The sequence below is a fragment of the Bacillus cereus group sp. MYBK222-1 genome (assembly GCF_051916425.1).
Taxonomy (GTDB): Bacteria; Bacillota; Bacilli; order Bacillales; family Bacillaceae_G; genus Bacillus_A; species Bacillus_A paranthracis.
The window spans coordinates 456,091-478,992 of the sequence record NZ_JBQAGP010000001.1; the positions used below are offsets into that span (position 1 = coordinate 456,091).

The window sequence follows — 22,902 nt, forward strand, 5'->3', positions numbered from 1 at the left end:
ATTTTTAGAAAGAACAGTTTTGTTTAACACGAGGAGATGAACATGAATGGAAGTTAGAGATGAAATAAAGAAAAAAGGGAATTGGAGACAGTTTTTACGCCTTATTCAAGATACAAATCCTCCGAAAGGGATATTAATTTTTGCGTTATTCATGAGTTTACTTTCTACAGGAGCGAGTTTATTTATTCCGATGTTAACGAAAGGGTTAGTAGATAATTTTTCGCTTTCCTCAATTAGTACAGGACAAATTGTTGGATTAGTTGCATTCTTTATTATGCAAACTATAGCTGCAGGATTGTCTATATATTTATTAAATTATATAGGACAGAAGATTGTAGCTGGACTGAGAGAACGTTTGTGGAAAAAGGTACTTATATTGCCAGTATCTTATTATGATCAAAATAGAACAGGCGATACAATTAGCCGAATGACAAATGATACAGGTGTTGTGAAGACATTAATTTCTGAGCATTTGTCAAATTTATTAACAGGCGGTATTTCAATTGTCGGATCATTAATCGTATTATTTGTTTTAGATTGGAAAATGACACTTTTACTTTTAACGGTTATTCCATTATCAGTACTTATTTTAGTTCCACTTGGACGAAAAATGTATAAGATTTCAAAAGCACTTCAAGATGAAACGGCTTCTTTTACTAGTGTATTAACACAAGTGTTATCAGAAATTCGTTTAGTAAAATCTTCGAACACAGAAAAAAGAGAATATGAAACTGGAAATAAAGGTATCGAAAAGTTATTGCAATTTGGTTTGAAAGAAGGAAAAGTGCAAGCGTTAATTTCACCAGTTATGTCGTTTGTTTTAATGGCATTGCTTGTTATTATCGTAGGGTATGGGGGAATGCGTGTTTCTAGCGGTGCATTAACTACAGGTGAACTTGTAGCGTTTATTTTATATTTAGTTCAAATTATAATGCCGATGAGTCAATTATCTATGTTCTTTACACAATTCCAAAAGGCAATTGGTGCAACGGAAAGAATTAATACAATTTTAGAATATGAAGTAGAAGATCATGAAACAGGTGTGAAAGTCACAAATGCTAAGCAGCCAATCGTTCTTGAAAATGTACATTTCGAGTATAACGAAGAAGAGCAAGTGTTAAAGAATATTGATTTCACAATTGAATCTGGAAAAGTAACAGCGATCGTAGGGCCAAGTGGTAGCGGGAAAACGACATTATTTTCACTATTAGAACGTTTTTATGAGCCAACTAGCGGTGCTATTAAATTAGGGAAAGATACAATTACGAACTATTCATTACAGTCATGGCGACGTCAAATTGGTTACGTTTCACAAGATAGTCCGTTAATTGATGGAACGATTCGGGATAACATTTGTTACGGCGTTGAGGGAGAAGTGACAGATGAAGAAATTGAAAAAGTAGCGGCGATGGCATATGTGGATGCATTTATTCATGATTTGCCAAATGGATATGCAACAGAAGTTGGAGAACGTGGTGTGAAACTTTCTGGAGGACAAAGACAGCGAATTGCCATTGCCCGAGCGTTACTTCGAAATCCACAAATTCTTATGTTAGATGAAGCAACTTCTAGTTTAGATAGTAAATCAGAGTCTGTCGTTCAAAAGGCATTAAATAACTTAATGAAAGGCAGAACAACGTTAGTTATTGCACATAGACTTTCTACTGTAGTAGATGCAGATAAAATTATCTTTATAGAAAAAGGGAATCTTACAGGTAGTGGTACACATGATGAATTGTTACGCACACATGACATGTATCGTGAATTTGCAACGCAACAATTGAAAATTAAAGAGGGCGTATTATAAAATGAATCATCAGTGGGGCTTATACTCCGCTGGTGATTCATTTTAAAAGTTATATAAAAGATGCTACGTAGAAAGGAGAGGTTTTCTTTGCTACCAAAAATTTTAATAGTAGATGACGATCCACATATTAGAGAACTTGTTTCTGTATTTTTAGAGCGGGAAGGATTTCAAACATATGAAGCAATTGATGGTCTAGATGCACTTCAAAAAATAGATGAAGTGAAAGTTGATATGGTTATTCTTGATATCATGATGCCGAATATGGATGGATTTGATGTATGTTTCGAATTAAGGAAATACTATGATATTCCGATTTTGATGTTAACTGCTAAAGGAGAAACGTCTCAAAAAGTAAAAGGATTTCATCTTGGAACGGATGATTATCTTGTAAAACCATTTGATCCGATAGAACTAGTAGTGAGGGTTAAGGCGTTATTGAAACGTTACCAAATTACAGTATCGCAATCAATTCAAGTTGGGAATGTACTGTTAAATCGTAAAACATTTGAAGTTACAATTGGAGAACAAACGGTTACGTTACCGTTAAAAGAATTCGAATTGCTCTTTACTTTAGGTTCTAAAGCGGGGAGAACTTGTTCGAGAGAGCAATTAATTGAAGATGTATGGGGATATGATTTTGAAGGGAATGAACGTACACTAGACGTTCATATAAATCGGTTACGTGAGAAGTTTCAAGAAGAGAAGTCGAAATTTAGTATTAAAACAATAAGGGGTTTAGGATATCGCTTAGAGGTAAGTAAATGAGAAAAAGAGAACGAATGAGTAAATTCAAGATGCTAAAAGTAACGGGAGCGATAATAGCACTCTTTTCTTTTCTTACTATTATTTGGTCTACAGCATTTTATGTATCATCTAGTATATTGGATGCACTTGCAATACATTTATCTCCTTTTGTTACCTACCTCATTAGTGACATACTCAGTTTTATATTTATGATTCTTCTTTGGATATTAATTGCAGTATTAATGAGACCGAAGCGAGAGGCGATGATTTGGACTATTATTGAACCGATACAAAAAATTGCAAAAGGGGACTTCTCCGTAAAAATACGAAATGAAGAGAAATATGATGGAGAAATTGGTGTGCTCGTAAAAAGTATAAATGATATGACAGATGAACTAAATGCGATGGAGAAAATGCGCCAGGAATTTGTATCGAATGTTTCTCATGAAATACAGTCACCATTAACTTCTATAAAAGGATTTGCTAGAGCGCTACAAGATAACAATCTTTCCGAGGAAAAGAGAGAGCATTACCTTACCATTATTGAAACGGAAACGACGAGATTATCTAAACTAAGTCAAAATTTACTGAAGCTTACCCTTTTAGAGTCGGAAGAATATACACCAGAAAGAGTAACTTATCGATTAGATCAACAGTTAAAGCAAATTGTGTTAAATAGTGAACCGCTCTGGGCTGAAAAAGAAATTGAATTGGAACTTAATTTAGAGAAAGTGCACATTACTGCTGACCAAGAAAGTATGAGTCAAGTTTGGATTAATTTAATTCATAATAGTATTAAATTTACTCCAAGTGGTGGCACAATTACAATCCAGTTAAAAGAATATGAGAAAGTAGTGGAAGTACGTATTCGCGATTCGGGAATTGGGATATCTGAAGAACAGAAGCAACATATTTTTGAGCGCTTTTATAAAGCGGATTCTTCACGAAATCGTGCTTATGGAGGGAGTGGCTTAGGTTTGGCTATCGTAAAAAAAGTACTCGACCTTCATCAAGGAGAAATAAAAGTCGAGAGTGAGGAAGGCAGTGGTACGGAATTTATTGTACGTATTCCGAATCATGAAGAGAAATAGTGTTAGAAGGGGAACCTTCTAACACTATTTCTCTTTAAAAATACATTTCCCATTACTGCAACTATATTGATAAGCTTTTCCTTCATTATTCATCTTTTTTAAAGTCAACGTATGCTTCTGCATCGTTTTTATCATCATCTATATCAATGAAATGAACGTGTCGTATAGAATAATCCTTTTTTTCACTTAAACCTCTTTCTTGTAAGTTCGTATGAATCCCTTGTATTAGTTGATCGAACAGTGACCAATTTAAATTAAGATGCTCAAATGATTCAGTATGTCTTCCTAAAATGCCATTGTCTTGTATTATTTTTTTATTATTATCGTATGTATAAGAGTATGTAAAATAAGGTTCGTCTTTATATACTACCTCTGCATAATAGCCGATATTATAAAGGGAAGTATATTTTCCGGTTATGCTTTGTATTTCTTTTTGCTTATATCCTTTTATAGTATGGAGATATTCGTTAGTTTCTTTTTCTATTACTTTATAATATAGTGGATTACCAAATATAAAGTACATAGCCAAAAATATGCTAAATAGTCCGACTGCAGATAGTGACAAGAACCATTTTTTCTTTTCATACGCATATGCTCTCCTTTATGGAATTTATTTCTATTTTACATGAATTATGGCAAAAAGATGAGAATTATAAATAAGAACTTTCTATAGTTACCTACAAGTAACCTACGCACATGAAAGTGCATCATTGCCTTTTTACATAAACATAGATACAATTTTAATATAATACATAACTGAGATGATTAAGGAGTGTTATACTTGGCAGAATTATTACAAGGCAAAAATGCTTTAATTACAGGAGCAGGTAGAGGGATTGGTCGCGCTGTAGCGATCGCATTAGCGAAAGAGGGCGTAAATGTAGGTCTTTTAGCTCGCTCAGAAGAAAACTTAAAAGCTGTAGCGAAAGAAGTAGAAGCAGAAGGCGTAAAAGCTGTTATTGCGACTGCTGATGTTTCTTCATATGAAGAAGTGACTACTGCAATTGAGACGTTAAAAAACGGTTTAGGATCTATCGATATTTTAATTAATAACGCTGGTATTTCTAAGTTCGGTAAGTTTTTAGAACTAGACGTTGCTGATTGGGAAAAAATCATTCAAGTAAACTTAATGGGTGTATACTATGCAACTCGTGCAGCTTTACCAAGCATGATTGAACAACAATCTGGTGATATCATTAACATTTCATCTACAGCAGGACAAAAAGGTGCACCTGTAACAAGTGCATATAGTGCTTCTAAATTTGGTGTTCTTGGCTTAACAGAATCGTTAGCGATGGAAGTTCGTAAACATAACATTCGCGTAACTGCTTTAACTCCAAGTACAGTAGCAACAGATATGGCTGTAGATTTAGGGCTAACTGATGGAAATCCTGATAAAGTTATGCAAGCAGAAGATATTGCAGAGTTTATCGTAGCGCAGCTGAAATTAAATAAACGTACATTTATTAAATCAGCAGGACTTTGGTCTACTAATCCGTAAGGGATACATGTATAAACAAAAGAAGGGATATCTATTTTGTAATGAAGTAGATGTCCCTTCTTTATTTTTTGTATATAAGACGGAATTTTCTGTATAATTGAAAGTGAATAGTAGAAAAGTATTGAAAGCGATGGTATTTCCATGAGTATGATTGAGAAGTAGACGGCTGTTGATCAATATATGAGTGATGTATGAATACCGAAAGATTTTACATTTTCGTAAAAGAATAACGAAAGGAGATAAATAGAATGAAAAAGATGTTTGAAAAATTATAACTTGTATCGTATACAACGCAGTTAGCTCGTGGACCTCCAACATACTTCAAAATATAAGTTTATATTAAAAATTGGAGGTTAGGAATAGATGAGAACTGAAAAAGAAATGCTGGACTTAATTATAAATACAGCAAAAGAGGATGAAAGAATCCGGGCAGTTATTATGAATGGATCGCGTGTAAATCCACATGTGAAAAGAGATTGTTTTCAAGACTATGATATTATGTATGTTGTAAAAGATATACAATCCTTTACGTCTAATCATAATTGGATTCATAGATTTGGAGAAATAATGATTGTACAAATGCCGGAAGAAATGTCATTAGTTCCACCAGATGGAGACGGAAAGTTTCCGTATTTAATGCAGTTCATGGATGGGAATCGGATTGATTTAACACTAGTGCCAGTTGAATTAATAAATAATTTCGTTGGACAAGATAGTTTAAGTAAATTACTTCTCGATAAAGATAATTGTATAGAAGAATTCCCGCCAGCAAGCGATAAAGATTACTTAATAAAAAAGCCTACAGAAAAAGAGTTTTTAGGTTGCTGTAATGAGTTTTGGTGGTGTAGTACGAATGTGGCAAAAGGGTTATGGCGTGAGGAACTTTCTTATGCAAAAGGAATGCTTGATGGTCCAGTGCGGGATATGTTCATCGTAATGCTAGAATGGCATATTGGTATGAAAACAGACTTTACAGTTAATGCAGGAAAGTTTGGAAAGCATTTCGAGCAATATATTGAAAAAGATATGTGGGAGCAATTTAAAAGGACATTTTCTAATGCAGAATATGAAAACATATGGGAATCATTCTTTGTCATGGGTAATTTATTTAGGGAAGTGGCGAACGAAATTGCTAACGCTTATGGATATCCGTACCCGCAAGGTGATGATGACAGAGTGACAAGTTATTTAAAACATGTGAAAGCTTTACCGAAAGATAGTACATCAATTTATTAATAATAGTCAGCAGTAAGACTGTCCAAATGACGGACAGTCTTATTTTTGTTTATGAATAACAATTTCTCTAACAAAGTGCAGATGAATCACATATGAAACTCTAGGGAGGTTTTTATTATGTATTATTTTTATTCACCAGAAGGGTTTGCTCCATATCAATGGGGGCTAGAACGAGATGTTTCGTATGCCTATATGCCATATAACTCATTTTATTATGGAGACTATATAAACTCATTGCCATACGCATATACCCCTCAAAATTATGAAGTACAAATGAAAGCAGATGAACGTGGATCGTGGACACCATTTTCTTGGGTCGAAAAATATGCGTACGCATTTTCAGGACCGTACAATAAAGCGGAAGTCGCACTTACATTTGATGATGGACCGGATTTAGAATTCACGCCAAAAATATTAGATAAGTTAAAACAACATAATGTAAAAGCGACTTTTTTCCTGCTTGGTGAAAATGCAGAAAAGTTTCCGAATGTCGTAAAGCGTATTGCGAATGAAGGGCATGTAATTGGTAATCATACGTATAGTCATCCTAATTTAGCGAAAGTAAATGAGGATGAGTACCGTAATCAAATTATAAAAACGGAAGAAATATTAAAACGTATAGCCGGCTATGCTCCTAAATTTATACGCCCGCCGTATGGTGAAATACTTGAAAATCAATTGCATTGGGCAACTGAGCAAAACTTTATGATTGTACAGTGGAGTGTGGATACAGTTGATTGGAAAGGTGTAAGTGCTGATACGATTACAAATAATGTGTTAGGGAACTCATTCCCTGGTAGTATCATACTTCAACATTCAACTCCAGGTGGACGCCTGCAAGGATCTGTAGAGGCGCTAGACAAAATGATTCCGCAGTTAAAAACGAAAGGGGCGCGCTTTGTAACGCTGCCAAGTATGTTCCAAACATCGAAAGAGCGGAAGTGAATGTGTTGTTAAATTGGAAAAAACAGGATTTTGTCGTATAATGAAGCTGTAGGTTGTTAGGAGGGAATATAATTGATGTATGCACTAATAAACATAGGAATGAGTATTTTAATAGGTATTATATTTATACTTGCGGCGATTGTCCTTCAAAAAAATCCACCGACCGATATTAATGCGGCATATGGTTATCGTACGAAACGATCTATGAAAAATAAAGAATTATGGGATGTAGGTAATAGGTATAGTGCAGAAGTGATGAAGCAAAACGGATTCATTATGATGTTAATTGGAAGTGTTGTTAGTATACTGTTTAGATATCCACATACAATGATAGCGATTATGGTGATTATGCTGTTATTAATCATTCGTTTATTTATACGAGTAGAGAGTAGATTAAAAATGCTTGAACAATAATGAAAAAATAGGACTTCATGCAATATAATGCTAGGAGTCCTATTTTATTTATAAACTATTATTTTCTAGTAAGTCTTTTCCTTGTTCAACAACAAATTCATAGTATGCAAGATCATATGGATAGATATCATCAAAAGTTATCGTTAGCGGTTTATTGCTCAAAACAGAAGTAGCTGTAAAAGATGGAATCTCTCTTTTTAATAGCTGTAGAAAAGAAGTTGCATGTATTTTCATCACATCGTCTACTTCTTCACCTGGTGCGAATGGAAGTGGATTGATGACATTGTGGAAATACATATGACAAAACTCGCGATCCGTAAGATTTGAAATTTCATAATCTATTTTAAAGATGCCCTTATATGCTAAATCAGTCGTTTGAAAAGAAAGCCCCAATTCTTCCTTAATTTCACGAAGGCCACCAATTTGTACATCTTCATCATGCATAATATGTCCAGCTGAAGTAATATCCCATATACATGGGGCTTCTTTTTTATTTTTAGAGCGTAATTGGAAATATAAGAACATATCTTCATCATCTTTTTCTACAAACCAACAATGAAATGTTTCGTGCCAATCACCGTCACGGTGCACTTCATCACGTAATTTCTTCCCAAGTATATTTCTTTCAGAATCAAATATCGTTAACCACTCTGTCATTTTAATTCCCCTTTCTGCAAATTTTATTATACAATATTTGTAATGAATTTTGGGGAAATAAAGAAAAAAGGAGAGGGTATAAGTGGGTATAGAGAGGACGGAAATAAAATCGATTATTTCAACTGAGGTAGAATTACGGAAAATATTAGGGGAACCAAGTGAGCGAGCTTTGAAAAAGGTTATTTCATCATTAGACCACCATTGCGTAGATTTTCTGTCTAAATCTCCTTTTCTAGTATTATCTACAGCAAATAAATTAGGAGAGTGTGATGCTTCACCGAGAGGAGATGCACCTGGATTTGTTTACGTATTAAACCATAATAAAATTATCATTCCAGAAAGACCAGGCAACCGCCGTATAGACTCCATTTTGAATATTATTTCCAATCCACGTGTAGGATTAATCTTTTTTATCCCAGGCCTTGGGGAGACACTCAGAATAAATGGCCGAGCGTATATAACAAACGACGAAGAAATTTTGCAAGAAATGCAGGCAAATGGACGCAATCCGTTACTTGGAATTGTGGTTGAAGTAGAGGAATGCTATATTCATTGTGCAAAAGCTTTTATTCGTTCAAAAATGTGGGATCCGGAATTTTGGTTACATAAAAAAGAGTTACCTTCAGCAGCAAAAATGTTGTTGGAGCATGCGAAAGTGAATACTTCAGAAGAGGATGTTGCACGTTCTTTAGAAGAAAGTTATAGGGAAAGATTGTATTAAGAAAATTACTTTTTAAATATAGTGTTGAGGTGTGAAACTCTAAACGTTTTAGAATGAGAATTTAATATCAATCTTGTTAGTTTGTAAGTGATGAATACATGTGCAAGAGTAGAAATCTATATTAGATGATTTGTTATTTTAAAATAAAATGATTCGTATTTTTAAAAATAATGAACAAAAATAGGCTTGCTTTTTAAAAAGTTGATAACTATAATAAGTTAACAAATAGACATGAACGAAAAAGTAACGATAAGGACACGGAATCATTTTTACGGTTTACAGAGAGGGAAGTCAAGGGTGTGAGCTTCCTAACACGAGAAATGATTTTACCACCTTTGAACTTCAATAGTGAACGAGTAATCTAGTAATTATTGACGGAATCAGCCGTTATCTGAACTTGAGCAATCTAGGAGGAAATATGTCTGGATTGGAACAAGGGTGGAACCACGAAAACACATTCGTCCCTTTCCTAGGGATGAGTGTGTTTTTTTATAGTTTTAGAGATTGAAAATTAAAAATAATTAAAAAATAGTATTGATTTTGTTTTTTATGCGAGTATAATGAGTTAACAAATAAACATGAACGAAAAGTAACGATAAGGACACGAAATCATTTTTACGGTTTACAGAGAGGGAAGTCAAGGGTGTGAGCTTCCTAACACGAGAAATGATTTTACCACCTTTGAACTTCAATAGTGAACGAGTAATCTAGTAATTATTGACGGAATCAGCCGTTATCTGAACTTGAGCAATCTAGGAGGAAATATGTCTGGATTGGAACAAGGGTGGAACCACGAAAACACATTCGTCCCTTTCCTAGGGATGAGTGTGTTTTTTTATTACTTTGAAAGGAGGTGCTGTAACATGAAACGATTTGTACGTACGGAAATAACCACCACCTGCATGATTGAAAAGCAGAGTAAGGTGATTGATAAAGATAAAAAATAAAATTGTAGGAGGAGATTAGAAGATGAATAATGTTGTTAATGTAGGGGTGTTAGGATTAGGTACGGTCGGAAGTGGTGTTGTCCATATTTTGAAAGAACATTATAAAAAAATTTCACTTGATACAGGGTATGAAGTGAAAGTGAAGACAGTCGCTGTACGTGATTTAGAAAAAGAACGTGATGTTTGTATTGATGGAATCGTAGTAACAAGTCATGTTGATGAAGTTCTAAATGATTCAAATATTGATATTGTAGTAGAGGTAATGGGCGGAATTGAAGAAGCGAAGCAGCATATTGTTAAAGCTTTACGAAATAAGAAACATGTCGTAACAGCAAATAAAGATTTAATGGCTGTATACGGTGCAGAACTTCTCCAACTGGCGAACGATAATGATTGTGATTTATGTTATGAGGCAAGTGTAGCGGGCGGTATTCCGGTGTTAAGAGGGTTAACAGACGGATTAGCATCAGATCAAATTGAAAAAATAATGGGGATTGTAAATGGTACAACAAATTACATGTTAACAAAGATGAGTCAAAATGGATGGTCGTATGAAGAGGCTTTACAGGAAGCACAAAAATTAGGTTTCGCAGAATCAGATCCGACAGCGGATGTAGATGGGCTAGATGCGGCGAGAAAGGTAGCGATTCTTGCAAACTTAGGTTTTTCAATGAATGTTTCTTTAGATGATGTGCAAGTAAGAGGGATTCGAAAGGTCGAAAAAGAAGATTTACAAATGGCTGAAAAGTTAGGGTTTACAATGAAATTAATTGGTAAAGCAGAGAAACAAGGATCAGCCATTCATTTAAGTGTAGAACCGACTCTTTTACCTAGTCATCATCCATTATCGAATGTAAATAATGAATTTAATGCAGTATATGTTCACGGGCAAGCGGTAGGAGAAGTAATGTTTTACGGACCTGGAGCTGGGAAGTTACCGACTGGTTCTGCTGTAGTAAGTGATATTATTTCAATCGTTAAAAATATGAATCAAGTTCAGAAAAATAAAAGTGCGTTAAAAGAACCGGAACCGTACGAATTACAAGGGGATGAAGAAGTCGTTTCGAAATATTTCTTACGTATCTCATTACGAGATGAACCTGGGATGTTGCAAAAAATAACAGAATGTTTCGTTAATTATTCTGTAAGTTTAAAAGAAGTGATTCAATTACCTTTAAATCGTGAACTTGCAGAAGTCGTTGTTGTGACACATCAAACTTCAAAGTATCAATTCGAACGAGTTTTAGGAGCGATAGAAGATGTCGCAAGTGAAATAAACAGTTACTACATTATTGAGGAGGAAAAACAATATGTATAAAGGACTATTAAACCAATATGCTTCTTATTTACCGGTAAACGAAAACACACCTGATGTGAGCTTAATGGAAGGAAATACACCCCTTATTCCGTTATTAAATATATCAAAACAATTAGGGATTCAGTTATATGGTAAGTACGAAGGAGCGAATCCGACAGGTTCCTTTAAAGATCGTGGTATGGTAATGGCAGTCGCAAAGGCAAAAGAAGAAGGTTCGGAGGCCATTATTTGTGCGTCAACAGGTAATACATCAGCATCGGCCGCAGCATACGCGGCACGTCTTGGAATGAAATGTATTATCGTAATCCCAGAAGGGAAAATTGCACATGGAAAATTAGCGCAAGCAGTTGCCTATGGTGCTGAAATTATTTCAATAGAAGGAAATTTTGATGATGCACTAAAGGCTGTAAGAAATATTGCTGCAGAAGAGCCAATCACATTAGTTAACTCGGTAAATCCTTATCGAATTGAAGGGCAAAAAACAGCAGCATTTGAAATTTGTGACCAATTGCAAAGTGCACCAGATGTTTTAGCGATTCCTGTTGGGAATGCTGGGAATATTACAGCGTACTGGAAGGGTTTCTGTGAATATGAGAAAGAAAAAGGATATAAGAAGCCAAGAATTCATGGATTTGAAGCGGAAGGAGCAGCTGCTATTGTAAAAGGGCATGTAATTGACGAGCCAGAAACAATTGCAACAGCGATTCGCATCGGTAACCCAGCAAGTTGGTCATATGCAGTAGAGGCTGCTGAGCAATCTCACGGTGAAATAGATATGGTATCAGATGAAGAAATTTTACATGCGTATAGATTATTAGCAAAATCGGAAGGGGTTTTCGCTGAGCCAGGATCGAATGCTTCATTAGCTGGCGTAATGAAACATGTTCAATCTGGAAAAATCAAAAAAGGAGAAACAGTTGTTGCAGTTTTAACTGGAAACGGCTTGAAAGATCCTGATATCGCAATTTCTTCTAATACATTAGATATTGCAAGTATTTCAAATAATATAGAACAAATTAAAGAGCATATTAAAGGGGTGATTATGTCGTGATACCATTAAGTATTCGTGTTCCTGCTAGTACAGCGAATGTTGGACCTGGATTCGATTCAGTAGGAATAGCTTTGTCATTATATTTACATGTAGTAGTTAAAGAAAAAGTTGATAAATGGCAAGTAATCCATTCCTTTGAAGATTCAATTCCGACAGACGATAAAAATTTAATTGTTAGCACGGCATGTAAAGTATGTCCTTCTTTATCACCCTATATAATAGAAGTTACTAGTAACATTCCGCTAACAAGAGGTCTAGGAAGTAGTGCATCAGCAATTGTAGCTGGGATAGAGCTTGCGAATCAACTCGGAAAATTGAACTTAACGACTGATCAAAGAGTTCAAATTGCTACAAATTTTGAAGGTCATCCTGATAATGTTGCTGCTTCTATATTAGGAGGAACTGTAATCGGAGCACTTGATGGAAAGAATGTTTCGGTTGTAAGAATTGAAAGTAAGGAATTAGGTGTTATTTCTCTTATTCCAAATGAAGAGCTAAATACAGATGAAAGTCGATCTGTATTACCAGATGTATTCCCGTTTCATGAAGCTGTTAAGGCTAGTGCAATAAGTAATGTATTAGTAGCTGCTTTATGTCAAAAGAAATGGAAAGTTGTAGGCGAAATGATGGAAAGGGATCATTTTCACGAGCCGTATCGTTTAGAGCTTGTACCGTTATTACCATCTATTCGTAAATGTGCAAAAGAATTCGGTGCATACGGTACAGCGCTTAGCGGTGCAGGACCATCTATTTTTATATTAACGCCGTATGAGAAACGTCAAGAAATTGCTGAGCAATTAGCGAGAGTATTTACGTCTATGAAAGTGTGTGAGCTAGAAATTGATCATAGAGGGATTACTGTAAATAAAGAAGAACATATTGGATTATAAAGAAAGCTAGTATCGCTAGCTTTCTTTATGTTGTAAATATGTTTGCATATAAAAGAAAAATATGAATGTATAATTTAGTAAAGAGTATATTAACTTGGAGGTGAACGGATCATATGAAGAAAGAGTTACCGGAAGAAAAAAGAGAACGTATAAGGCAAAGTGAATTGAAAAACAATTCTACCGGTTCTTTACATGATGGGCTCAACAGAGCTGAAACGGGTAGTCCAGTTGATATGGCGGGTGGTATGAATTGGAAAGGTACAGCGATAGTAATTTTAGTGCTAGTTTTAGCGTATGTTATATACACTTATTTTTTTAGTTAAGAAATGCATGTTAAAGCTTTGAATGATTTGCTTTTATAATTAGTGAGGATGAAAAAACACGGTTATTGTACTATATATATTAAGCAGATTATAGTTGCCCATATATATTTATTTTTAATCCCAAAAATAGAGCTAGCATTATGCTGGTTCTATTTTTTTGCCACATTCCTGTAACAAAGCCTCTGTATATTCAGTGGTGGAGGTGCAGAAGATGAAAAAAATGATAGCAATATGTCTTCTTACAACGATGTCATTTTCGACTTTAGTCGGGTGTGATGTAAAAGGTAGCAATACTGTTCAAGAGTCTAAAATAAAGAAAGCAACGTATAAAGAATTTACTTATGATGTCAATCCAGAGACTTTCACGTTAATTGTAGAACATGATGGCGTAAAGGCACTGGCATCACAGCCCTTGCCGAAAATGAAGGTGTTGAATGTAAAAAAAGAAAAGGATCGTACATCTTGGGAATATCCAGATCAAAAAGTAAAAGTGAGTCTAGAGAAGAAAAAAGATCACTTAAATATTGAAGTAGAATCGACTGGTGCAGAAAGCTTTACTTGGCCGAAAGTACAAGCTGAAAATTATACACTTCCGTTATGGGAAGGGAAGCAAATTTCGAGTAATGATGAAAATTGGAAGAAGTTTTTAAAGGATGATGCATATTCATTTGCTGAATCATTTTCTATGAAGTTTTTCGCATTAAATGGTTTGAAATATTCAATTGTATATATCGCGAACAATATGTTTAATAATGAGGTGAAATTTCATTCGGATCCGAAAATCGGGTTTGATTTTATACATGAATTTCCGCGTATAAATAAAAATAAAACATATGGATTTCAAGTATATGTGACAAATAATGATGTAGTAAGTATTGCTAAACTGTATAAAGACAATATCGCTCGAAAAGGTGAATTTAAAACATTAAAAGAAAAGGCTAGAAAAAATAAAGAGATAGAAAAGCTTTACGGTGCAGCTCATTTTTATTTTTGGAATCAAAATGGCTTATCAGAAAGTAATGTAAATTGGCCAAAGCTAAGAGAGAAAATAAATAGCCCTTTGTTTAGCCATATAAAAGAGCTTATTCAAAAATATAGTTCAGAGCCTGGGGAATTGAATGTATTAGATCAAGTAAGTAAACAAGATTTCATTGATAAGTATCAAAAAAATGTTATTTTACGTTATATAAACGAAGTGTTATCAATGAAAGAATTTTATAAAGATGATATTTTTCAAAACGTTAATCAGGAAGCTAGTGTGCTATTAAAGAAAGGTGTAGGTCACTTAACGAATACAGAATTGTATAGCTTAAATAAGCATTTATTAAAGTCGCTACTTGGTGATGCGGTTGAAGAGGTAAGTAAATGGGGTAATGCAGATGGAACGGACATACTAAAGGAAATGAAAGAGGCAGGAATAGAAAAAGCGTGGATTGGTCTGCCAAACTGGGAACAAGGATTTATGCAACCTAATTTCGTGACAGAAGCTAAGGAAATGGGGTATTTAGTTGGTCCGTATGACTCATATCATTCCATTCACGAAAAAAGTGATAAAAATTGGAACACAGCATCCTTTAATGACCCATCATTATACGAAGAGGCTACTGTAACGAAGAAAAATGGAGAAAAGGTGCAAGGGTTTTTAGGTAGAGGGCGAAAATTAAATCCAACTTTATCTCTTCCTAGTGTAAAAGAACGAATGAACGATATATTACAAAATGGACCTAAATATAATTCATGGTTTATTGATTGTGATGCGACAGGTGAAATTTACGATGACTATTCAGCGAAACATATAACGACACAAGAGCAAGATTTAAAAGCACGTTTAAAACGAATGGACTACATTGCGCAAGAAAAGGGTATGGTCGTTGGTTCTGAAGGCGGAAATGATTTTGCTAGTAGTACGATTGCATTTGCTCATGGTATTGAAACGCCTGTAATTAAATGGGACGATGAAGATATGAGGAAAAATAAAACAAGTCCGTATTATGTAGGTGGATATTGGTCACCGAATCAAAATGTTCCAGAAAAATATGCGAAACAAGTACCGTTAAAAGAAGAGTATAAACAAGTATATTTAAATCCTGCATATTCAGTACCATTATATAAATTAGTATACAATGATTCTGTAATTACAACGCACCACTGGGAATGGGGAAGCTTGAAAGTAAAAGATGAGGTTAGAAACCGTATGTTATACGAATTATTGTATAACGTTCCTCCGTTGTACCATTTAGATAAAGTAGAGTGGAATAAGCATAAACAAGAAATTACGCAGCACCTGAAAGTTTGGAATGAAGTTCATGAAAAGGCAGTAAAAGAAGAAATGACGAACTTTGCATATTTGTCAGAAGATAAGTTAGTACAATCAGCTTCGTATGGAAAAAATATTGAAATTATTGTGAATTTCTCAAATGAAGAGATAGAAATACAAAAGACGAAAATAAAAGCAAAATCAGCTTTCATTATTAATAATGGAAAGCAAACTATGTATACACCAAACTAATAAAATTATAATATATGAATTTAAAAAATAATTTTATATAAATAGTGACTTGCCAAAAATAAGCACGAGAGTATAATGTGAAATGGAGTACATATTGGATTTGCGCAGTAACCTTACAAAATTGTAAGGTAATTGAAAGGAAATTCAATATGAAGGTTAATAGACTTGCATTATAATTGGGAAAGAGAAAGAGAGGCGAATGGATATGAGCTCTGAATTAGAACAGAATACGAGAAGCAGTAAAAAACGTTCTAAAAGAAAATCAATAAAATGGTTCATTATAATTCCATTGTTCTTACTTATTTTTGGTGGAGTAGGATATGGATCGTTAATATATAATAAAGCAAAAGCAGTAGTAAGTGATGCATATGCACAAATTGATAAATCATCGAAGCGTGATAAAGAAGTTGAACCTTTAAAGGATAACATTTCAATTCTAATTATGGGTGTTGATGGTAGTGAAATGAGAAAAAGCCAATACGGAGAAGCTGTTCGAACAGATGCACTTTTATTAGCAACAATTAATAAAGATGATAAATCAGTTAAATTAGTAAGTATTCCGCGTGATTCACGTGTATATATTCCATCTAGAAAGAAATTAGATAAAATTACACATGCACACGTATTTGGTGGTGTTGAAAGTACACGCGATACAGTGGAAAGATTTTTAAATGTTCCTGTTGATTATTATGTGAAGTTTAACTTTGAATCATTCGTACAAATTGTCGATTCACTTGGTGGTATTGATATTGATGTACCAGTTACTTTCACTGAACAAGATAGTAAAGACCAAGCAGGTATGATTCATTTAGAGAAAGGCTACCAACATTTAAATGGAGAACAAGCACTTGCGCTTGCAAGAACGCGTAAAATTGACAGTGATGCAATGCGTGGTCAAAGACAACAACTTGTAATTGAAGCAATTGCTAAAAAAGCGATGTCTGTTCAATCTATTAGCAAAATGGGCTCTTTACTTGATGCGGTTGATAAAAATATGAAAACGAACTTAACTTTCGATGATATGCTTGCTATTACGAAAAATATGGCAGGATCTAATTTGGAAATGGAAAAAATGCAAGTGGAAGGTACGGATAAACGTATCGGAGGCATTTATTATTACATTCCAAATGAAAAAAATGTGAAAGATATTTCGAAAAAATTAAATGAACATTTAGGTGTAACACCAAAGCCAGTTCGAAATGAATAATAAAAAAAGATTGGCCTTTGCCAATCTTTTTTTATCGAGATGGATTTGTAACTTTTCTGTAACGATTTTTTATACTTAAATCATTTCAATTTATATAAACAAAAGGTGCAATTATACGATATACTAGAGGAGAAGATTTGGCAATTAACTCCTAATGCTGAAGAGAAGCAAATGCAATTCATCAAAACTATAGAAAGAATCGAATTGATAGGAGATCGAAATAGACTAAAGCAAATTTTCTTGAATATTGTTTAAAATGCCATTAAATATTCACATAAAAATGGTAAAGTATATATTGAAGTGACTAAAAATAAAGGACAAGCAGTGATAAAGGTGAAAGACGAAGGGATTGGAATTGCTAAAGAGCATTTACTGTATATAGAACAGTCATTTTACCAGATTAATAATTATGCTACAGGTGCGGGTCTTGGTTTAGCCATCGTTAAAAAAATGGTGGAGCTTCATGGAGGTACAATAAATATTATAAGTAAAGAAGGAATAGGAACGACCATTTTGATAAAACTCCCATTATAATACATATATAGGTCTGTTTATATAGTGTAATAAAATAAATAGATGTATAATTATATTGGGTGATTTATATATAAGATTAATAGGGAGAGGAATTCGATAGAATGGAAAAAGCTTTTAAAATTAAACGAGTAGTATTCGTTTTAATAGCGATTGCAGCAGTAGCTATTGGGTATTTCATGTTTCAATCCATTACTTCACCAGCAAAGGCTGTTGCAAAACAAGAAAATGTAGTACAACTCGCAAGTGAACAACCGAAAGTAGAAATGAATAAAACGGCACCAAGTCGTTTTAATGGCAAGGAAAGAAAAGTTGCTTATCTTACATTTGATGATGGCCCGGGGAAATATACGGCTGAATTATTAAATACGTTAAAACAACATGATGCGAAGGCGACATTCTTTTTAATTGGAGCGAATGTAAAAGAGTTTCCAGATTTAGTGAAACGAGAAAATGCAGAAGGTCATTATGTAGGAATGCATAGTATGACGCATAATTTTGCAAAGTTATATAAAAATGGCGAGTATGTAAATGAGATGAAAGAAGATCAAAGCTTAATCGCCAATATTATTGGGAAATCACCTAAATTAACACGTCCACCATACGGTTCAATGCCTGGATTAAATGAAAGTCTTCGAAATAAAGTGGTAGAGGGCGGCTTTAAAGTGTGGGATTGGACAATTGATTCATTAGATTGGAAATATAATAAAATGCAAGTTGATGCAGCTGCAGCACAAATTGCTCAAAATGTATTAACAAATGCAACAAAACCACAAGAAGTCATTTTAATGCATGATATTCATCCGCAATCAGTTGCTGCTGTGCCAGCAATTTTAAAAGGGTTAAAAGAAAAGGGTTATGAGTTTGAAGCTTATCATGAAGAGAGTCACTTCCCAGTGAATTTCTGGCATGATAACCGTATGTAATGGAGGAATGAACGTTGAAGTATGGAAAAGTAGCAGTAGTTGGAGCACTATCAGTAGGACTATTAACAGGTTGTTTCGGTGAAAAACCAGAAGAAAACCTATATACAGCTTTTGAAACAGCGGCGACACAAGAGAAATCATTAGTTGATGAAGCGAAAAAATTAGAGAAGTTAGAGAAGGAAGGCCAAGAACTATATTCTCAAATTTTACAAGAAGGTAAAGATCATAATGACGCTGTTATGAAGAAAATAGAGCAGGCTACTGCCAATGTAGATGATCGTGAAAAAGCTTTGAAAAATGAGAAAGAAATGCTAGAAAAAGCTCAGAAAGAAACGAAATCTGTTCAAGGAAATATAGAGAAGCTTGAAGATAAAAAGTTACAAAAACAAGCGAAAGCAGTAGAAGAGTCGTATAAAAATCGTTATGATGCATTCCAAAAGATGAATGAAAATTATACGAAGGCGTTAGCGACCGAAAAAGAATTGTATGAAAAATTAAAAGTAAAAGAAACGAAATTAAAAGAGATTGGTGAAAAAGTTAAGGCTGTTAATGAATTAACTATGGAAGCACAAAAATCAAAAGAGCAATTTAACAATTTTACAAAAGAGTATAATGACAGTAAATTAGCATTCTACAAAGATGCAGAGATTAAGATTAAAGATAAGAAATAAAGAAGAGTTTTAAGCGTAATAAAAAGCCGGAGAAACATCGTCACAAATGTTTTTTCGGTTTTTTACGTTAAATGAATAGAAAAGACTGGAATTGATATCATAAAAGAGTTATAGTGAATTATTCCAAGGGAAACATTGTAAAGTAAGGAGACTGGAAATATGTCATATGAATTTTTACTCAAATTAGGTTTAGCACTCTTTTTAGGATTATTCATCGGGATAGATAGGCAGCTAAAGAATAAACCACTTGGTGTGAAAACAAGTATGGTTATTTCTGTAGCAAGTTGTTTAATTACGATGGTTTCAATTGAATCTGTACATGTATATTCTGTTCCAGGGCATACAAATATGGATCCCATGCGTTTAGCTGCTCAAATTGTGAGTGGAATTGGTTTTCTTGGAGCAGGTGTTATTTTACGAAGAAGTAATGACGTTATTTCTGGATTAACGACCGCCTCTATGGTGTGGGCTGCTTCAGCTTTAGGTATTGCGATTGGAGCAGGATTTTATTTACAAGCGACGGTTGCTATGATTTTAATTATTTTAGCAATTAATGTACTTCCGCAACTTGTGAAAATTGCAGGACCGTATTCATTAAGACAAAAGGACTTGTCTATTAAAATTACTGTAAAAGAGCATCATGAGTTAGATGGTATATTTAAGCAGATTAAAAATTTAGGAATGCATGTAAAACGCGTGAAGATTAAAGATATAGATAGTGGAGCATTTCAGCAATTAGAGATGGTTATTTTAGCTCCAGAAGATTTATATACAACTGAGTTATATAGCTCACTAAAAGAGATAGATCGTGTTGTTTCAGTTGAAGTGGAAAGTAGATAATTGTAACAAAAAAGAGTGAAGTGAATTCACTCTTTTTTGTTTGGATTTTTAAGGAAGTAAATTGATATAATGATGAGTAAACGAGGGGGAGAAATGATGGAAATACATATTAGAAGAGCGATAAAAGATGATATACCAGGTATAGCAAAGGTCCACGCTGATAGTTGGAAAACGACATATCAAGGCATATTCCCTAACGAGATTTTAGAAAATATAACATATGAGAAACGGGAAAAACAATGGGAAAACATTTTTCAAAAAGAAAGTAACCATCAATTTAGATTTGTAGCAGAGACGTTAAATGGAGAAATAGTTGGATTCATCGATGGAGGAGCAGAAAGAACTGGTACATATAATTGTGATGGAGAATTATATGCGATTTACCTTTTACAAGAGTATCAAGGCATGAAAATAGGACAAAAGTTATTTCAAGCTTTACTATCTGAATGTACAAACAATAATATGCAATCACTTTTAGTATGGGTTGTTACGAATAACCCTTCTAAAACGTTTTATGAAAAGTTTAATCCAGAAAAAATTGATACAAAATTTTTAGAAAGATTACAGGTGGAAGAGACAGCGTATTGTTGGAAAGATATTAATAATATTATTATGTAAAGTGTATGTTTGAAAGAGGTATACCAATTAAAGTATACCTTTTTTGTTTCACTCGAATGGTTTGGACATAATGCGAAAGATATATGAAAAGAAGAAATGAAAGTACTAACAAATAGAAATTTAGAAGTAGTAACTTCTTAGTATAAAATGATGTAAGAGTCTCTCATTGTAGAGACTCTTTTTTAAAAATATAAATAACCAAAAATTACCATGTATTTAAATTAAAATTTAACACAATTTATATATAAATAAGGAGGTGATTGGTAATGGCTAGAAATCGTAATTCTAATCAATTAGCATCACATGGAGCACAAGCGGCTTTAGATCAAATGAAATATGAAATTGCACAAGAGTTTGGTGTACAACTTGGCGCTGATACTTCTTCACGTGCAAACGGTTCTGTAGGCGGTGAAATTACAAAACGCCTTGTAGCGATGGCAGAACAACAACTTGGTGGCGGATATACTCGCTAATTGTAGAAGGTTATAGGAGAAAGGAAGGATTCTTCCTTTCTTTTTTTTTCAATTAATTGGTATGGATATATTGTGAACTGGATTCAAAGAATAGGAATAATACTATATTTTCCCCAATTTCTTTTGTTGTGAATGGGAAGTAGTAAAAATGTAATAGCCCTGGTGGAATGAAAAGTTACGTTCCAGCAGGGCTATTATATGGTAAGAAATATATGATGAAAGGTTTCGAAGCCAACATGTTAAAAAAAGAAAACTGTTGTTTGATTGCGCTTGCATCAGTTCCACTTGTTATGACATTAGGGAATTCAATGCTCATTCCAATTCTGCCGACTATTGAAAAGAAATTACATATTTCATCGTTTCAAGTATCCATGATTATTACCATTTATTCTATCGTAGCCATTCTACTTATACCGATTGCTGGTTATTTATCAGATAGATGGGGACGAAAGATGGTAATGGTTCCGAGTTTGCTGATTGCGGCTATAGGAGGAGCGATAACTGGTTGGGTATCTTGGAAAGTTGATAATCCCTACACTTGGATATTGATCGGTAGAGCGATTCAAGGTATTGGTGCTGCTGGTGCAATGCCAGTTGTTATACCGTGTGTTGGTGATTTATACAAAGATGAAAAACAAGTTAGTACAGGTTTAGGAATCATCGAAACATCCAATACATTTGGGAAAGTGTTGAGCCCTATTTTAGGATCTGCTCTGGCTGCCATTGTATGGTTCTTGCCGTTTTGGGCGATTCCAGTTTTATGCGTAGTATCAATTGTTTTATTACTTGTTCTAGTAAAGGCAAAGAAACAAGAAGGAGAAGTACCACCGCTTAAAGAGTTTATAAAATCAATTCTTGCTACGTTTCGAGAAAAAGGAAGATGGTTAATTGCCATTTTTGCATTAGGTGCAATTATTATGCTTATTTTATTCGGAATTCTCTTTTATTTGTCAACTATATTGGAATCAAAGTATGACATTCATGGTATTTGGAAAGGGTGTGTACTTGCAATCCCGTTACTTGTACTGTCACTTAGTTCATATATGGCTGGCAAAAAAATTGGAGATAACCAAAATGTGATGAAGAAGTGTATTTACATTGGTTTTTTAATGGCTGCTGCATCAGTCATCATTCCTTTATTTATAAAAGGAATTTATTTACTACTCCTTTGTCTCGTTATTATGGGGGTAGGAATTGGTATGGCACTCCCATGTTTAGATGCTCTCATTACACAAGGAATTGAAAAGGAGCAAAGGGGGACGGTTACGTCATTTTATAGTTCTATGCGATTTATCGGTGTAGCAGCTGGACCACCTCTATACTCTTTTTTCATGAAAGGTGCTGACCATGAAGTGTTTTATGTAACAAGTATTCTCGCTGGGATTGGTGCTGCTATAGCAATCATTTGGATTAAACCAGCAAAAGATGCAAAGAACGTAAAAAAGAAACCAGAACCTACTTCATAATTTGTAAGAGAATTGC

21 protein-coding genes, 2 pseudogenes and 2 other annotated features are annotated in these 22,902 nt (G+C 34.1%); of the genes and pseudogenes, 21 read left to right on the forward strand and 2 right to left on the reverse strand.

Going from position 1 to position 22,902, the window contains the following annotated elements; genetic code table 11:
• The first annotated feature begins 46 nt into the window (after positions 1-46).
• From ACTFR9_RS02350 to hitS, 3 genes are all read left to right on the forward strand, one after another.
• Positions 47-1,807, forward strand: a complete 1,761-nt coding sequence (locus tag ACTFR9_RS02350) for an ABC transporter ATP-binding protein (protein ID WP_000453768.1) — start codon at positions 47-49, stop codon at positions 1,805-1,807.
• Positions 1,808-1,894: 87 nt separating this feature from the next.
• A complete protein-coding gene (hitR, locus tag ACTFR9_RS02355; RefSeq protein WP_000937024.1) occupies positions 1,895-2,572 on the forward strand; it encodes an envelope stress response regulator transcription factor HitR in 678 nt (225 codons plus the stop codon).
• Positions 2,569-3,642 (forward strand): envelope stress sensor histidine kinase HitS, encoded by a 1,074-nt coding sequence (hitS, locus tag ACTFR9_RS02360; RefSeq protein ID WP_141491326.1) that lies wholly within the window; start codon positions 2,569-2,571, stop codon positions 3,640-3,642. Before hitR ends, hitS begins: the two co-directional genes overlap by 4 nt.
• A gap of 24 nt (positions 3,643-3,666) precedes the next feature.
• Here hitS and ACTFR9_RS02365 read toward each other — a convergent pair.
• Positions 3,667-4,165 (reverse strand): annotated as a pseudogene (locus ACTFR9_RS02365) (DUF3139 domain-containing protein).
• Positions 4,166-4,423: 258 nt separating this feature from the next.
• Between ACTFR9_RS02365 and ACTFR9_RS02370 the strand changes: the two are divergent.
• The 4 genes from ACTFR9_RS02370 to ACTFR9_RS02385 all read left to right on the forward strand — a co-directional run bounded on the left by ACTFR9_RS02370 (position 4,424) and on the right by ACTFR9_RS02385 (position 7,738).
• Positions 4,424-5,143 carry a 3-ketoacyl-ACP reductase gene (locus tag ACTFR9_RS02370; RefSeq protein WP_000818985.1) on the forward strand — a complete coding sequence of 240 codons (720 nt, stop codon included), beginning with the start codon at positions 4,424-4,426 and terminating at the stop codon, positions 5,141-5,143.
• 363 nt (positions 5,144-5,506) lie between these two features.
• Positions 5,507-6,379 carry an aminoglycoside 6-adenylyltransferase gene (locus ACTFR9_RS02375; RefSeq protein WP_229136401.1) on the forward strand — a complete coding sequence of 291 codons (873 nt, stop codon included), beginning with the start codon at positions 5,507-5,509 and terminating at the stop codon, positions 6,377-6,379.
• A 117-nt stretch (positions 6,380-6,496) separates the two neighbouring features.
• Positions 6,497-7,324, forward strand: coding sequence for a peptidoglycan-N-acetylglucosamine deacetylase (locus ACTFR9_RS02380; protein WP_229136400.1), 828 nt, complete (start codon positions 6,497-6,499; stop codon positions 7,322-7,324).
• Positions 7,325-7,399: 75 nt separating this feature from the next.
• On the forward strand, positions 7,400-7,738 hold the full coding sequence (locus ACTFR9_RS02385; protein ID WP_000271090.1) for an SdpI family protein: 339 nt from the start codon (positions 7,400-7,402) through the stop codon (positions 7,736-7,738).
• Positions 7,739-7,786: 48 nt separating this feature from the next.
• Here ACTFR9_RS02385 and ACTFR9_RS02390 read toward each other — a convergent pair whose 3' ends face one another.
• Positions 7,787-8,395: an NUDIX hydrolase gene (locus tag ACTFR9_RS02390; protein WP_000141370.1), complete on the reverse strand. Its 609-nt coding sequence runs from the start codon at positions 8,393-8,395 to the stop codon at positions 7,787-7,789.
• 82 nt (positions 8,396-8,477) lie between these two features.
• Here ACTFR9_RS02390 and ACTFR9_RS02395 point away from each other — a divergent pair, with 82 nt between their 5' ends.
• From ACTFR9_RS02395 to ACTFR9_RS02460, 14 genes and pseudogenes are all read left to right on the forward strand, one after another.
• Positions 8,478-9,116, forward strand: coding sequence for a pyridoxamine 5'-phosphate oxidase family protein (locus ACTFR9_RS02395; RefSeq protein WP_229136399.1), 639 nt, complete (start codon positions 8,478-8,480; stop codon positions 9,114-9,116).
• 237 nt (positions 9,117-9,353) lie between these two features.
• Positions 9,354-9,585: a binding site (T-box leader), on the forward strand.
• Positions 9,586-9,699: 114 nt separating this feature from the next.
• Positions 9,700-9,931, forward strand: a binding site (T-box leader).
• 154 nt (positions 9,932-10,085) lie between these two features.
• Positions 10,086-11,381, forward strand: coding sequence for a homoserine dehydrogenase (locus ACTFR9_RS02400; RefSeq protein ID WP_229136398.1), 1,296 nt, complete (start codon positions 10,086-10,088; stop codon positions 11,379-11,381).
• Positions 11,374-12,432 carry a threonine synthase gene (gene thrC, locus ACTFR9_RS02405; protein WP_000276453.1) on the forward strand — a complete coding sequence of 353 codons (1,059 nt, stop codon included), beginning with the start codon at positions 11,374-11,376 and terminating at the stop codon, positions 12,430-12,432. The genes ACTFR9_RS02400 and thrC overlap by 8 nt, the downstream gene beginning before the upstream one ends.
• Positions 12,429-13,322 (forward strand): homoserine kinase, encoded by an 894-nt coding sequence (gene thrB / locus ACTFR9_RS02410; RefSeq protein WP_000612679.1) that lies wholly within the window; start codon positions 12,429-12,431, stop codon positions 13,320-13,322. The genes thrC and thrB overlap by 4 nt, the downstream gene beginning before the upstream one ends.
• Before the next feature lie 113 nt (positions 13,323-13,435).
• Positions 13,436-13,645 carry a DUF6366 family protein gene (locus ACTFR9_RS02415; protein ID WP_000711908.1) on the forward strand — a complete coding sequence of 70 codons (210 nt, stop codon included), beginning with the start codon at positions 13,436-13,438 and terminating at the stop codon, positions 13,643-13,645.
• Between the two features lie 211 nt (positions 13,646-13,856).
• Positions 13,857-16,154: a glycoside hydrolase gene (locus ACTFR9_RS02420; protein ID WP_000738160.1), complete on the forward strand. Its 2,298-nt coding sequence runs from the start codon at positions 13,857-13,859 to the stop codon at positions 16,152-16,154.
• Between the two features lie 205 nt (positions 16,155-16,359).
• Positions 16,360-17,361, forward strand: a complete 1,002-nt coding sequence (locus tag ACTFR9_RS02425) for an LCP family protein (protein ID WP_002163688.1) — start codon at positions 16,360-16,362, stop codon at positions 17,359-17,361.
• Between the two features lie 69 nt (positions 17,362-17,430).
• Positions 17,431-17,895 (forward strand): annotated as a pseudogene (locus ACTFR9_RS02430) (sensor histidine kinase); the annotation flags it as partial.
• Positions 17,896-17,996: 101 nt separating this feature from the next.
• Positions 17,997-18,818, forward strand: a complete 822-nt coding sequence (locus ACTFR9_RS02435; RefSeq protein ID WP_000409387.1) for a peptidoglycan-N-acetylglucosamine deacetylase — start codon at positions 17,997-17,999, stop codon at positions 18,816-18,818.
• A 14-nt stretch (positions 18,819-18,832) separates the two neighbouring features.
• Positions 18,833-19,489, forward strand: coding sequence for a YkyA family protein (locus ACTFR9_RS02440; RefSeq protein WP_000873552.1), 657 nt, complete (start codon positions 18,833-18,835; stop codon positions 19,487-19,489).
• A 159-nt stretch (positions 19,490-19,648) separates the two neighbouring features.
• A complete protein-coding gene (locus tag ACTFR9_RS02445; RefSeq protein ID WP_000119508.1) occupies positions 19,649-20,329 on the forward strand; it encodes an MgtC/SapB family protein in 681 nt (226 codons plus the stop codon).
• Positions 20,330-20,422: 93 nt separating this feature from the next.
• The gene (locus ACTFR9_RS02450) at positions 20,423-20,947 is read left to right on the forward strand and encodes a GNAT family N-acetyltransferase (protein WP_048556916.1); all 525 of its coding nucleotides are present in this window, start codon (positions 20,423-20,425) and stop codon (positions 20,945-20,947) included.
• 266 nt (positions 20,948-21,213) lie between these two features.
• Positions 21,214-21,420 (forward strand): alpha/beta-type small acid-soluble spore protein, encoded by a 207-nt coding sequence (locus ACTFR9_RS02455; RefSeq protein ID WP_000113545.1) that lies wholly within the window; start codon positions 21,214-21,216, stop codon positions 21,418-21,420.
• Between the two features lie 236 nt (positions 21,421-21,656).
• Positions 21,657-22,886 (forward strand): MFS transporter, encoded by a 1,230-nt coding sequence (locus ACTFR9_RS02460; protein WP_033670231.1) that lies wholly within the window; start codon positions 21,657-21,659, stop codon positions 22,884-22,886.
• Positions 22,887-22,902 lie beyond the last annotated feature (16 nt).

Coding starts and splice junctions, on each gene's coding strand:
- ACTFR9_RS02455 (WP_000113545.1), top strand. CDS start 21,214: ATGGCTAGAAATCGTAATTCTAATCAATTAGCATCACATGGAGCACAA.
- ACTFR9_RS02420 (WP_000738160.1), top strand. CDS start 13,857: ATGAAAAAAATGATAGCAATATGTCTTCTTACAACGATGTCATTTTCG.
- ACTFR9_RS02375 (WP_229136401.1), top strand. CDS start 5,507: ATGAGAACTGAAAAAGAAATGCTGGACTTAATTATAAATACAGCAAAA.
- hitS (WP_141491326.1), top strand. CDS start 2,569: ATGAGAAAAAGAGAACGAATGAGTAAATTCAAGATGCTAAAAGTAACG.
- ACTFR9_RS02415 (WP_000711908.1), top strand. CDS start 13,436: ATGAAGAAAGAGTTACCGGAAGAAAAAAGAGAACGTATAAGGCAAAGT.
- ACTFR9_RS02445 (WP_000119508.1), top strand. CDS start 19,649: ATGTCATATGAATTTTTACTCAAATTAGGTTTAGCACTCTTTTTAGGA.
- ACTFR9_RS02390 (WP_000141370.1), bottom strand. CDS start 8,395: ATGACAGAGTGGTTAACGATATTTGATTCTGAAAGAAATATACTTGGG.
- ACTFR9_RS02400 (WP_229136398.1), top strand. CDS start 10,086: ATGAATAATGTTGTTAATGTAGGGGTGTTAGGATTAGGTACGGTCGGA.
- ACTFR9_RS02385 (WP_000271090.1), top strand. CDS start 7,400: ATGTATGCACTAATAAACATAGGAATGAGTATTTTAATAGGTATTATA.
- ACTFR9_RS02435 (WP_000409387.1), top strand. CDS start 17,997: ATGGAAAAAGCTTTTAAAATTAAACGAGTAGTATTCGTTTTAATAGCG.
- thrC (WP_000276453.1), top strand. CDS start 11,374: ATGTATAAAGGACTATTAAACCAATATGCTTCTTATTTACCGGTAAAC.
- ACTFR9_RS02450 (WP_048556916.1), top strand. CDS start 20,423: ATGATGGAAATACATATTAGAAGAGCGATAAAAGATGATATACCAGGT.
- ACTFR9_RS02425 (WP_002163688.1), top strand. CDS start 16,360: ATGAGCTCTGAATTAGAACAGAATACGAGAAGCAGTAAAAAACGTTCT.
- ACTFR9_RS02460 (WP_033670231.1), top strand. CDS start 21,657: ATGTTAAAAAAAGAAAACTGTTGTTTGATTGCGCTTGCATCAGTTCCA.
- ACTFR9_RS02380 (WP_229136400.1), top strand. CDS start 6,497: ATGTATTATTTTTATTCACCAGAAGGGTTTGCTCCATATCAATGGGGG.
- ACTFR9_RS02350 (WP_000453768.1), top strand. CDS start 47: ATGGAAGTTAGAGATGAAATAAAGAAAAAAGGGAATTGGAGACAGTTT.